The organism is Pedobacter folensis, assembly GCF_056490665.1.
In genome coordinates this window covers 381,412-393,741 of sequence record NZ_JBWJIF010000003.1, presented here as the reverse complement: position 1 = coordinate 393,741, position 12,330 = coordinate 381,412, and the positions used below count along the sequence as shown (strand labels likewise).

Here is a 12,330-nt window from a genome sequence, read left to right as displayed (position 1 = left end):
GAGAGGTGAGGTAGGACTCAGCAAAATATATAACAATTGATCAGTTCATTTTGAAAATAAAAATGTGACTGAGCGGGCGAAGCTGTATCCGGTGCAGAATAAATAGCCCAAATTTTATTAAAAAAAGATCAATGTGTCGCATAGCAGGCATCATCAATAGCAAAAATTCATTCGAAAAAGTCAATCAACAGGTAAAAGCCATGTGCGATAGTATGCAACATGGTGGCCCCGATGATCATGGTATCTATACTGCTGAAAAAACACCCTTGTGCTTAGGCAACCGTAGGTTGGCTATTTTAGATCTTAGTTCTGCTGGACATCAACCGATGGTAAGCCATAAAGAAGATCTGGTGATCACTTATAATGGAGAAATTTATAATTATAAGCAAATCAGGACTGAATTAATCAATTTAGGCTATATTTTTAAAACAGAAACAGATACAGAGGTCATCCTTTATGCCTATCAGCATTGGGGAGAAACAGCATTCGAAAAACTTGATGGTATTTTTGCCTTCTGCATTTTTGATAAACGGGAACAATATGTGTACCTGGTCCGGGACCAAAACGGAATAAAACCACTTTATTATCATTTTGATAACGAAACTTTGACCTTTGCATCAGAAGTAAAGGCGTTTAAACACGCTGATATTGACCAGGAAAATGATAACTGGCGGATTTACTACCTTGCTTTTGGCCATATCCCCGAACCTTATACTACGCTTAAAAATGTATGTAGCCTGGGTAAAGGCTGTTTTCTGAAATACAACATTAGAAGCGCCCAGCATGTTATTCAATCGTATCATGAATTTGAAAGCACTTCTTATATTCATAACGAAAGTTATGCGATTGAAAGAATCCGCGAACAACTTGGCCACTCTATCAAACAGCAAATGATTTCTGATGTTGATATAGGCGTATTATTCAGTGGTGGGCTCGATTCGAGCATCATTACGATACTGGCTAATCAATACAATAACAAACAGTTGTCTAGCATTTCTGCCAATTTTAATGAGATAGACTTTTCAGAAAAAAAACAGCGGAATAGTTTACTTCAAAAAATAAATCTTCAAAAAATTGAACAGCTGATTACCTATCGCGATTTCGTGCAGAATTTTGAAACCGTTTTAGCAGATATGGATCAACCCACAAATGATGGGATCAATACCTGGTTTGTATGTAAAACAGCAAAAGCGAACGGGATAAAAGTGGTGCTATCGGGTTTAGGCGCTGATGAGCTTTTTGGCGGATACCCATCTTTTGATCGGATCCATAAAATACAAAACCTAAACTGGTTGAGTAAAAGCGCTTTACGCAGTACGCGTTTTTCCAATAACACCAAATTTAAACGTTTATATTACCTCAGCTTAAACTCGCCCATTGGCGAATACCTATGTTTGAGAGGCGTTTATTCTCCGGATGTAATCGCCGAATTGTTAGACATCGATATGAAAACCGTTATCGATTGTCTGGAAGAAATCCCCCTTCACCCCGGAATAAGGAAAACCAGTAACGAAACAAGAGCGAGCTGGTTCGAATTTAACATGTACATGCAAAATCAGTTATTAAAGGATACCGATTTTATGAGCATGAGCCATGGTGTTGAAGTGAGGGTTCCATTCCTGGACCGTAATTTCGTTGATCTGGTTCTTTCGATCTCAACAGAAATAAAGTTCAGTTACGAACAGAAGAAAAAACTCCTGGTAGAGGCTTACAAAGAAGACCTACCCGTAGAAACCTGGAAAAGATCAAAAATGGGTTTCACTTTCCCGTTTCAGGAATGGATGAGAAAAAGCTCCGACATTGCCGATCCATCCCGTTATGCAAATAAAAGGGCGAAATCACTCATGCAGAACTTTGGAGAAAATAAATTGCACTGGAGTTCTGCCCTAGCCTTATACAGAATATATCATGCCAGTTAAGGTTCTATTTTTAACACTTAAAACGTTTAGTTTTACTGGTGGTATTGAAAAAGTTTGCCGAAGTTTATCCCGTGTATTATACGATTTAAGTGAAGAAGAACTTGTTCAATCGACGGTATATTCCATGTATGATAAAAATGCTGACCGTGATTCCCGGTATCTAAGCAAATATCAGTTTCATGGTTTTAACGGAAAAAAAGAACGCTTTGTAGTACAATCTTTTTTAAGTGGCTTAAAAGCTGATGTGATTTTGTTGAGCCATATCCATTTAATCAACATTGTTTATTTCATCAAGAAAATACATCCCCATAAAAGAATCTATTTGTTGGCACATGGTATAGAAATTTGGAAAAAGTTATCTGATTCCAAACTCAAAATGTTAAACCAGCTGGATAAGATTATTTGTGTAAGTCATTTTACTGCAGATAAAATTATGGAGATGCATCACATTCCTGCAGATCGGATTGAAGTATTAAACAATTGTCTTGATCCTTTTTATTATTTATCTACACAGTTCGAAAAACCGCAGCGTTTATTGGATCGGTATCATCTAAACCGCGAAAATTTAATCCTTTTTTCACTATCCCGTTTATCCTCTTCAGAGAAGTATAAAGGATACGACCATACCATTGAGCTATTGCCGCAACTATTGGAGATATACCCTAACCTCGTTTACCTATTGGGCGGTAAATGGGATGCTGTAGAAAAGAAAAGATTAGATGACTTAATTGTAAAGAATCAACTTCAGGATCATATCAGAATGATCGGTTTTATTGATGAAGCCGAACTTACCGAACATTTTTTACTGTCTGATATTTTTATTTTACCCAGTAAAAAAGAAGGTTTCGGAATTGTATTTATCGAAGCCCTGGCAAGCGGCCTTAGGGTAATTGCCGGCAATAAAGATGGCAGCGTAGATGCACTTCAAAACGGAGCGCTTGGTTTATTAGTAGATCCTGACGATCAACAAGAAATGCTAAACAGCATATTCAAACTGCTACAACATCGTCAAACTGAAAAGGAGAAAAGCAGCTTGCAGGAAAAATGTATGAAAGCATTTGGATATACCCACTATCTTCAATCAGTAAAAAACTTGATTTTAAAAGGCTCAATTAATCATACAGCATCAAGTAACGATCAACAAAAAAACATGCAGATAAACAAGCTTAATATTTATGGTTAAGGAAGAACAGCAGTGGACCATTGAGGCAAAATCATCCTTGTTTGACCTAAAACTACATGAAGTTTGGGCCTATCGGGATTTGTTGGTATTATTGGTCAGGAGAGATTTTGTCTCTTTCTACAAACAAACCATTTTGGGGCCACTCTGGTTTTTTATTCAACCCCTGTTTACCACCATCATTTTTACCTTTATTTTTGGCAACCTCGCAGGTATCTCAACCGATAGCCTACCGAAGCCCTTATTTTATATGGCCGGCATTACGGCCTGGAATTACTTTGCTGATTGTTTAACCAAAACATCATCTGTTTTTAGGGATAATGCGGGTATTTTCGGCAAAGTATATTTCCCCAGGTTAATTATGCCTTTAAGTATTGTGGTAAGTAATCTGGTGCGCTTTGGGGTACAGATGCTGTTATTTCTCATATTAATGGGCTATTATTATTTTTCAGGCGCAAATTTCAACATCAGTTGGGCAATTTGCCTGTTCCCTATTGTTGTAATATTAATGGCTTTACTGGGTTTGGGTGCAGGGATGATTATCTCGGCTATGACCACGAAATATCGGGATCTGGCTTTTCTGATCAGTTTTGGTGTGCAGCTATTGATGTACGCAACAACAGTGATTTATCCCCTATCCGAAGCGATAAAAAAATACCCAGCATATGCCTGGATAATTGAGTATAACCCGATGACTCCTATTATAGAAACTTTTAGATATGGCTTTTTAGGACAGGGAAGTTTTAGCTGGTTTAGTTTGAGCTACGCTACAATTGTTACTATAGTTTTACTATTGTTTGGTACTGTGGTTTTTAATAAGGTAGAACGGAATTTTGTTGACACCGTATAAATGGGAAATGGAAGATGTAATGTGGATAATGGAAAGCATAACTTTAAGCATATTTTAAATGTCTAACATTGCAATAAAAGTAGAAAACCTAAGTAAGGCTTATCAATTGGGCCAAATTGGTACTGGAACGATCAGCCGCGATTTAGAACGTTGGTATGCGAGAATTCGTGGAAAGGAAGATCCTTTTTTACGCATAGGTGAAAGCAATAATCAAAATACCAAAAGCGAAAGTGATGTGGTATGGAGTTTAAAAGATATCGATTTCGAAATTGAGCAGGGAGATGCGGTTGGGATTATTGGCAGAAATGGTGCCGGTAAAAGCACCTTACTTAAAATATTAAGTAAAGTAACTGCACCTACTACTGGCAAAATATCAGGTAAGGGCCGAATTGCGAGTTTACTGGAAGTAGGTACCGGATTCCATCCTGAATTGAGCGGAAGGGAGAATATTTTTCTCAATGGCGCTATTTTAGGCATGCGCAAAAAAGAAATCCAACGTAAACTGGAAGAAATTGTTGATTTTGCTGGTATCGAACGGTATTTAGATACACCCGTAAAAAGATATAGTAGCGGCATGTATGTAAGATTGGCCTTTGCTGTTGCGGCTCACCTGGAAAGCGAAATACTGATTGTAGATGAAGTGCTTGCAGTAGGCGATGCCGAGTTTCAGAAGAAATGTTTGGGAAAGATGGGCGAAGTGAGCAAAGGAGAAGGAAGAACGGTATTGTTTGTAAGCCATAATATGGGGGCGGTACAGAAATTATGTAATAATGGCATTCTGTTGCGAGATGGATTAATTGAATCTTCTTCATCGATAGATATTGTTACTAGTAAATATCTTTCTATGGGCTCGTCAATACAAGCCCTATACAATATCGGGACTAATCATAACAAAAATGAGCTAGAAGGTTATGCTTACGCTCTAAGTGTCGAGGATCTCAACGAAAATTTAATTAATGAAATACCTATAGGCCATCCTTGGCAAATAAGAGTAAAATTTAGATTAAATAAAAGAATTAAACACTTTATCATTGCTTTAGGAGTAAATACAGTATTAGATTTAGATATCCGAACTTCATGGAGCGAGAAAACAGATCTAGATGAAGGTTTTTACGAAGCTGTTTTTAAAGAAACTAATTTATTATTCTCTGCAGGTGAATATAAATTAACACTTGGTTTATCTACTTATGAAAGGACAATTCATTACATTGAAAATGTGGCATCTATTATCATCTCAGATATTGCAGCAACTGAAATAGACAATACCATATTAAGAACATCGAATGGTATTTTACTTAACCCAATGAAAATTGAGATTTCGTCTAGAAACTATCACTAATATTCACAATACCTTAGCCATGATTAATAGCCTGAAAAACAAAATTATTCTACTATTAAGATCGATAAAATATGCTCTGACACCAGAAACACAAATATTTGTTAAAAAGTCATTCTCACAATGCGGAGAAGATTTAATCATTAAGTTTATATTCGATCAGCTGGGAATCAATAAACCCAGCTATCTGGACATAGGGGCCCATCATCCTTTTGACATAAATAATACTCAGATATTTTATCAAAATGGCAGTGTAGGAATTAATGTAGAACCCGATCCAAATTTGTATAAAGAATTTATAATAAATCGAAAAAAGGATACCAATCTGAATTGTGGGGTTGGTAAGTTTGAAGACCACCTCTATCTAAATGTTATGAGTGCTGCCACTTTAAATACCTTCTCTGAGGTTGAAGCAAATAGATTAGTCAACGAGTTTGGATTTAAAATAGAAAACAGAATAAAAATAGAAATTCTTCCTATTTCTTTGATATTAAAGATATACAATAATGGAATTTTTCCAGATTTTTTAACACTTGATGTAGAGGGCTTAGATGAGGAAATTATAAAATCAATTGATTTTGAAAAATCAAGGCCAATAGTCATTTGCTTGGAAACAATATCTTATTCGGAAACCGGACATGGTATAAAAAATCATGAAATGACAAGCTATTTGGAAAGCAAGGGATATCTAATGTATGCGGATACGTATATAAATACCATATTTGTTCTACGAGAAAAATGGCAAAGAAATTAAGTCCTAACTTTTGGTTATAATAGAATTAAAAGGCGGACTCGGAAATCAAATGTTTCAATATGCTGCTGCTATTGCATATGCAAATAATAGGCACCAAGTTTTCATAGACCTTGGTTTCTTGCAAAGACATCATCAGTCAAATTCACATTTCACCGCCAGACAATTTGAACTTAACATTTTTTCAAAACTTAGATTGAAGATTGGCAATAAATTTTTAAAAAAAACTTTTTTTTTAACTACTAAAATAGAAACATTTCTAAAAAAATTCTGCATCAATCTAAAATTTACAGCTATGATCTTTGATGACCATTCAGGTGACCATATCAAAAGTTGGTTCATATATATGGATGGTTATTTTCAAGACCCCCTAGTCTTCGAGCACAAAAGAAAAATTTTAATATCTTATTTTACTTTTCCGGAACTTCCTGATAAGGCGAAGGAAGTCGCCTCTTTAATTAAATCAAGTAATGCTGTAAGTATTCATGTTAGAAGGGGAGATTACATAAATCCAGAAATAAATGACTTTCATGGCATATTACCCAAAACTTATTATGAAGAAGCTATTAGGAAAATAAAAAAGGAGGTTAAGCAAACATCTTTTTTTATATTTTCTGACGACATCTCCTGGTGTATATCTAATTTTTCATTTATTTCCAATGATGAAATCAACTTTGTTGATCTAAAAGAACAAAACTGGGTTGACATGAAGTTAATGACCTTATGCAAACACCATATTATCGCTAACAGTAGTTTTAGCTGGTGGGGAGCTTGGCTGAGCACAAATGAAAGCCAAATTGTTATTGCTCCGAAATTATGGTTTCGCAATGAAAAAACTAGAATTATTCCTAAACAATGGAAGACAATATAAATCCTGATATTTCAGTCATAATGGCTGTCTACAATGGAGAGAAATTTATTAAAGACACATTAAATAGTATAATTGCACAAACTTTTAAAAATTTTGAGTTTATCATTATTGATGACGGTTCTATCGATAACACTCACAATATTATTAAAACGTTCACCGACCAAAGAATAAAATATATAGTTAACGAGAAAAACAAAGGTACTGTTGAATCGTTGAACAGGGGGTTATTAATAGCCAAAGGAGAATTCATTGCAAGAATTGATGCAGACGATATTGCCCATACTTCCAGGCTTGAAAAACAATATCATTTCCTAAAAAGTAATCCTAGCATATCAATTGTTGGCTGCCACATTAATTTTATTAATGAGCAGAATGATGTGATAGGTAAACACATTTTCCCTATAAATGACAATGAAATTAAAGCCATGATTCCATTTCAAGCCCCATTTGGAGGACCCTGTGTAATGTTTAGAAATAAAGAATTCAACGAACAGAACTTACGTTACGTACAAGAATTTCTTTATGCAGAAGATTATGATTTGTGGCAAAGAGCATTAACAAAATTAAATGGCGCTAATTATAATGAAATTTTACTTGATTATAGAATATCTTCAGCGCAAGTTTCAAATAAGCATTATGCCCAACAGCAAATTGCTGATAAAAAAATTAAAACTAATTCTTTGAGAATTTTAGGGTTGAATGCTCAAACAATAGATTACCTGAATGTATTTTTGAAAGATACCTTTGAGCCGACACAGGCAGAAAATTTAAATCATATTCTGAGCGCATTGTCTGAATTGTTTAACGCAAACAAAAGACTTAAAATTTATGACAACAATGCCCTAAAAACATCGGTTGTCGTAAAGCTTGAAAAGATTATAACATTTTATACCTCTAAAACTTTCAAACTATTCAAATTATATCAAAAAAGCGAATTTTATAAATATAATAACCTATCTGTTATCACCAAAACTAAATGTTTCATTAAACAGCTCACCAAAACCTAGTTAAATGCATTTTAGTTGTCTTATTACCTGCTATAATAGGGAAACATCTATATTAAAGGCTATAAACAGTATTCTAAATCAATCTTATCAAAATTTTGAGGTAATAGTTATAGACGATTGCTCTAAGGATAATAGCTTAGAAAAAATAAGATCCATAACTGACAATAGAATAAGGATTATTGAACATAAAATAAATCGAGGCCAAAATGCCGCATTAAATAGCGGTGTTCAGGCCTCTAAGTTCGAATATCTTGCTTTTCTTGACAGTGATGATGTATGGTTACCAAACTATTTACAAGAAATGCAACAAACTTATATTAGTAATCCAAATGTTGCTTTCGTTTATTGTAGCTTGATTAACGGACCACTTTGGACGCTAGAAGGAGAAAATAAATATGCTGATGTATTAAATCAGGGATATCTCTCTTCTATGATTACTATTACAGCTAAAAAAAGTGCGGTTGTTAGTATAAATGGATTTGATCCGAGGTATACAATATGTCAGGACGATGATTTTTGTTTTAGATTAGCTCAACATTATTCCTTCATTGCTATAAGAAAACCGCTTGCTGAAGTACATGGTGCAAATGATTCTATGACTAGAAACATTATTAAAGTAGCTCAGGGCTGGGATTTTCTATTTAAAGACTATAAAAATGACATTTTGAGTTTTTGCGGAGCAAAATCATTTTCACGGCATATGCTAAATGTGGCGATGCAATATTTTAGTTGCAATCGGATTTTCCTTGGTATGAAATGTTACATAAAAGGTATATTTTTTTTTATCAAACCATCACATAATAGGTTCTTATTTAGTGGTAAAGAATTTATGGTGATCCAGAAAAGAATATTCCTGATTTTAATGGGAAAAATTAAACGGGTAATTACAAACCAAAAATGATCGAAAAAGTATTTTTTCATGAAACACTACTCGCAATCATCATCAGAGCTAGTTATAAAAAAGAGGGCATTGCTTTCTTTACACCTGGCGATTTTTCTCAACAGCTAGGCTATATGAATAGACCAAAAGGTTACAGTATCGATCCACACTTACATAATGTAGTAGAGCGCAAAGTTACGCTTACGCAAGAGGTTCTTTATGTCAAAACGGGAAAAGTTCGAATCGATTTTTACAATGACGAGCGCATTTATCAAGAGAGTAGAATAGTTGAAACAGGCGATGTAGTATTATTGGCGTCTGGTGGTCACGGCTTTGAGATGCTCGAATCTTCAGAAATGATAGAAGTTAAGCAAGGTCCATACTGTGGTGATGAAGATAAAGTAAGATTTGACCATAAACCTGAAAATATTAACCTAATTACAAAAAAAAATGACTCTCAACTTTAAGCTTTATAGTCAATACTATAACTTGCTCTATAAAGACAAAAATTATGTGGCAGAGGCAGACTACTTGGTTGATCTAATTGCTCAATACGGTTCCCAAGGTAAGAAAATTATTGAGTTAGGTTCAGGAACTGGCAAACACGCAAATTTACTAGCTGAGAAAGGATATCAAATACTTGGCATAGAACGCAGTGCTGAAATGGTAAAAATTGCCAATCAATTTAAACAAGACAGTGTTAATTTTCAAATTGCAGATATTACAGATTTTAAAATAGATTTATCCTTTGATATCGCATTATCCCTTTTCCACGTAATCAGTTACTTAACTAAAAATGAGGATTTGATCAAAACGTTCAAAAATGTTCATCATTGCTTGAATAAAGACGGATTATTTATTTTTGACGTTTGGCACAGTTCGGCAGTACACTTTCTGGTACCAGAAAACCGGACTAAAATTCTTAAGGATGAAAATATTGAAGTCACCCGAAATGCCACACCGATCATTTATCCCGAATTAAATGTTGTTGAAGTCAATTACGGTATTTCTGTAAAAAATCTAAAAGATGGCTCGACTAATTTTTTTCGAGAACAACATCCTATGCGGCATTTTAGCAGACCAGAAATAGAACTACTTGCTTATGCTACAGGATTTGAACTAATTCACAGTGAAGAATTCCTAAGCAAGAACACACCCTCAGGTGAAACCTGGGGCGTGTGTTATATTTTTAAAAAAGATCATAATGCATCCGATTCCCGTTAACACTCCCCTAATTAGTGGCAATGAATTAAAATACCTAACTGAATGTATTGAAACAGGCTGGATCAGTAGCGAAGGGCCTTTTATTAATAAATTTGAGAAACAGTTTAGTAAATATATTGGCAGTTCGTACGGAATTGCGGTTAGTAATGGTTCTGCAGCCTTAGATATTGCGATTAAAGCTTTAAATATCGGCCCTGGAGACGAAGTAATCATGCCTACTTTCACGATTATCTCTCCAGCGCAATCTGTTGTTACGGCCGGTGCATTACCTGTATTGGTAGACAGTGATCCTTTGACCTGGAATATGGATGTTACCCAAATTGAAGCAAAGATAACAACTAAGACAAAAGCCATTTTGGTGGTCCACATTTATGGATTACCAGTGGATATGGATCCAGTAATTGAAATGGCAAAAAAATATAAGCTCAAAATAATTGAAGATGCTGCCGAAATGCATGGACAAACCTATAAAGATAAAATGTGTGGCAGTTTTGGTGACATCAGTATTTTTAGTTTTTATCCCAACAAGCACATTACAACTGGTGAGGGGGGTATGCTATTAACCAATGATTCAAAAATCGCCGAAAGATGTAAAAAATTACGAAATCTTTGCTTTGAACCCAACGGACCACGTTTTGTACATCATGAAATTGGGTGGAATTATAGGATGACAAATTTGCAAGCTGCTTTAGGGGTGGCACAATTAGAGCAGATTGATAGTTTTGTTGAGAAAAAAAGAGCAATGGGCACTTCCTATCAAAAAGTGCTTTCTCACCTAAAAACAAAAGGTTATCAATTACCTCTTGAAAAAACAGATTATAGCGAAAATATTTATTGGGTATTTGGCCTTGTGGCCCCCAATCAAAATAAAAAAGAAAGACTGGTACTTCATTTAACAGAAAATAAAATAGGCACCCGTCCCTTCTTCTGGTGCATGCATGAACAGCCTGTATTTCAAAACATGGGTTTGTTTAAAAATGAGCACTACCCAGTGGCGGAGAAATTAGCAAGAAATGGTTTTTATATACCCAGTGGCCTTGGCTTATCAGATGAAGACATTAATTATATTACTACTGAAATTATTTCAATTATAAAATGAAGCTATTTTCTAGAGAAAAGTGTATTTACATTTTTTCTCACCATACTGATTTTTTCACAAATCCCACATTATTATATTTAGCAGAAGTATTAGATCATTCCAGTTATAGGGTAGTGATATATAATAATATTTCAAATAAAAATAGAGCAACATTAAACTTTAAAAATATACGTTTTTATCCCTTCCCAAGTATATATCCGAATAAACCCAGAAGACCCTTGCTATACTTAAGAACGGTGTTATGGCCTAAGCTTATTATCAACTGTCTAAATTTTATTTTTCAAACTCAAGCTGTGGTAGGTGTAGATTTGATTGGCTATATCGTTGCAGCTCAATCTTTCAACTATCAACCAAAAAAAACACACTATATCTCATTCGAATTGCTTTTTAAATCTGAAATGACCAACAGAAAAAATTCTAACTTTATGAGATTAAAAATATTAGAAGAGAGTTTTTTAAACCTTGGAATAAATTCTTTATTAATTCAAGATCCATATAGAAACTCTCTATTTCAAAATGAAAATCCAAATGTAGTTGTACATAAAACCTATCTAATTCCTGTTGCACCAAAAAGAAATCTAACCTTTACGCAAAAGTCTATTACAAAAGTGGGTAAAAAAATTAAATTAGTATATGCTGGAAGTGTATATGAGTGGTCTGGTCTAAATGCTATTATTGATTCATTTATCCAAATGAACCATCCTTTATACGAACTGCATATTCATAGCAGATTTAAATTAGATAAAAATCATCCACTATCAAATAGAATTTTTAGATTAAACCAAGAAGGGAATCAAATATATTTCCATCCTGAAGATCTGGATTATCAAGAACTATGTCAATTCTTATGTAACTTCGATATTGGAATTGCCACGTACTTTCCAGTTAATGCCCCAAGTGTTTACGATGGGTTAAATTTAAAAGAAATCGGACTATCGTCAGGTAAATTTTCAACATACATGATGCTAGGGCTTCCAACGATAGTATCACCGTCAAAATCATTTAACAATTTACGCGAAAGTTATAATTTTGGGGAAATCATATCTGACTTCTCTCAACTATCATCGGCTATTACTAAAATTGTAACCGATTATCAAAAATTTTCTTCAGATTCTATAAAACTCTATGAAGAGCAACTTAATCCTGATCTCTTCATAAATAGCTATATCGAAAATCTATTGAGCTAATAATTTTTATCAAATGAATTTTCTGT

At 34.3% G+C, this 12,330-nt stretch carries 12 protein-coding genes; all 12 read left to right on the top strand.

What is annotated here, in order from left to right:
* Positions 1–131 precede the first annotated feature (131 nt).
* Genes asnB through AC04QZ_RS16150 form a run of 12 tightly spaced genes read left to right on the top strand, consistent with a single transcriptional unit; the run spans position 132 to position 12,304 of the window.
* Positions 132–1,919 carry an asparagine synthase (glutamine-hydrolyzing) gene (asnB, locus tag AC04QZ_RS16205; protein ID WP_478358630.1) on the top strand — a complete coding sequence of 596 codons (1,788 nt, stop codon included), beginning with the start codon at positions 132–134 and terminating at the stop codon, positions 1,917–1,919.
* Entirely contained in the window at positions 1,909–3,102 is a 1,194-nt protein-coding gene (locus AC04QZ_RS16200; RefSeq protein WP_478358629.1) for a glycosyltransferase family 4 protein, read from the top strand. The genes asnB and AC04QZ_RS16200 overlap by 11 nt, the downstream gene beginning before the upstream one ends.
* Entirely contained in the window at positions 3,095–3,949 is an 855-nt protein-coding gene (locus AC04QZ_RS16195; protein WP_478358628.1) for an ABC transporter permease, read from the top strand. Before AC04QZ_RS16200 ends, AC04QZ_RS16195 begins: the two co-directional genes overlap by 8 nt.
* 58 nt (positions 3,950–4,007) lie before the next feature.
* A complete protein-coding gene (locus AC04QZ_RS16190) occupies positions 4,008–5,288 on the top strand; it encodes an ABC transporter ATP-binding protein (RefSeq protein ID WP_478358627.1) in 1,281 nt (426 codons plus the stop codon).
* Positions 5,289–5,307: 19 nt separating this feature from the next.
* Entirely contained in the window at positions 5,308–6,039 is a 732-nt protein-coding gene (locus AC04QZ_RS16185; RefSeq protein ID WP_478358626.1) for an FkbM family methyltransferase, read from the top strand.
* A gap of 10 nt (positions 6,040–6,049) precedes the next feature.
* Entirely contained in the window at positions 6,050–6,907 is an 858-nt protein-coding gene (locus AC04QZ_RS16180) for an alpha-1,2-fucosyltransferase (RefSeq protein WP_478358625.1), read from the top strand.
* Entirely contained in the window at positions 6,892–7,914 is a 1,023-nt protein-coding gene (locus tag AC04QZ_RS16175) for a glycosyltransferase family 2 protein (RefSeq protein WP_478358624.1), read from the top strand. The genes AC04QZ_RS16180 and AC04QZ_RS16175 overlap by 16 nt, the downstream gene beginning before the upstream one ends.
* A gap of 4 nt (positions 7,915–7,918) precedes the next feature.
* Positions 7,919–8,815 (top strand): glycosyltransferase family 2 protein, encoded by an 897-nt coding sequence (locus AC04QZ_RS16170; RefSeq protein ID WP_478358623.1) that lies wholly within the window; start codon positions 7,919–7,921, stop codon positions 8,813–8,815.
* Positions 8,812–9,261, top strand: coding sequence for a hypothetical protein (locus tag AC04QZ_RS16165; protein WP_478358622.1), 450 nt, complete (start codon positions 8,812–8,814; stop codon positions 9,259–9,261). Before AC04QZ_RS16170 ends, AC04QZ_RS16165 begins: the two co-directional genes overlap by 4 nt.
* Complete coding sequence (locus AC04QZ_RS16160) at positions 9,245–10,018, top strand: class I SAM-dependent DNA methyltransferase (protein WP_478358621.1); 774 nt, start codon at positions 9,245–9,247, stop codon at positions 10,016–10,018. The genes AC04QZ_RS16165 and AC04QZ_RS16160 overlap by 17 nt, the downstream gene beginning before the upstream one ends.
* The gene (locus AC04QZ_RS16155) at positions 9,999–11,117 is read left to right on the top strand and encodes a DegT/DnrJ/EryC1/StrS family aminotransferase (RefSeq protein ID WP_478358620.1); all 1,119 of its coding nucleotides are present in this window, start codon (positions 9,999–10,001) and stop codon (positions 11,115–11,117) included. Before AC04QZ_RS16160 ends, AC04QZ_RS16155 begins: the two co-directional genes overlap by 20 nt.
* Positions 11,114–12,304: a glycosyltransferase family protein gene (locus AC04QZ_RS16150; RefSeq protein WP_478358619.1), complete on the top strand. Its 1,191-nt coding sequence runs from the start codon at positions 11,114–11,116 to the stop codon at positions 12,302–12,304. The genes AC04QZ_RS16155 and AC04QZ_RS16150 overlap by 4 nt, the downstream gene beginning before the upstream one ends.
* Positions 12,305–12,330 lie beyond the last annotated feature (26 nt).

Coding starts and splice junctions, on each gene's coding strand:
- AC04QZ_RS16195 (WP_478358628.1), top strand. CDS start 3,095: ATGGTTAAGGAAGAACAGCAGTGGACCATTGAGGCAAAATCATCCTTG.
- asnB (WP_478358630.1), top strand. CDS start 132: ATGTGTCGCATAGCAGGCATCATCAATAGCAAAAATTCATTCGAAAAA.
- AC04QZ_RS16165 (WP_478358622.1), top strand. CDS start 8,812: ATGATCGAAAAAGTATTTTTTCATGAAACACTACTCGCAATCATCATC.
- AC04QZ_RS16200 (WP_478358629.1), top strand. CDS start 1,909: ATGCCAGTTAAGGTTCTATTTTTAACACTTAAAACGTTTAGTTTTACT.
- AC04QZ_RS16190 (WP_478358627.1), top strand. CDS start 4,008: ATGTCTAACATTGCAATAAAAGTAGAAAACCTAAGTAAGGCTTATCAA.
- AC04QZ_RS16175 (WP_478358624.1), top strand. CDS start 6,892: ATGGAAGACAATATAAATCCTGATATTTCAGTCATAATGGCTGTCTAC.
- AC04QZ_RS16185 (WP_478358626.1), top strand. CDS start 5,308: ATGATTAATAGCCTGAAAAACAAAATTATTCTACTATTAAGATCGATA.
- AC04QZ_RS16160 (WP_478358621.1), top strand. CDS start 9,245: ATGACTCTCAACTTTAAGCTTTATAGTCAATACTATAACTTGCTCTAT.
- AC04QZ_RS16155 (WP_478358620.1), top strand. CDS start 9,999: ATGCATCCGATTCCCGTTAACACTCCCCTAATTAGTGGCAATGAATTA.
- AC04QZ_RS16150 (WP_478358619.1), top strand. CDS start 11,114: ATGAAGCTATTTTCTAGAGAAAAGTGTATTTACATTTTTTCTCACCAT.
- AC04QZ_RS16170 (WP_478358623.1), top strand. CDS start 7,919: ATGCATTTTAGTTGTCTTATTACCTGCTATAATAGGGAAACATCTATA.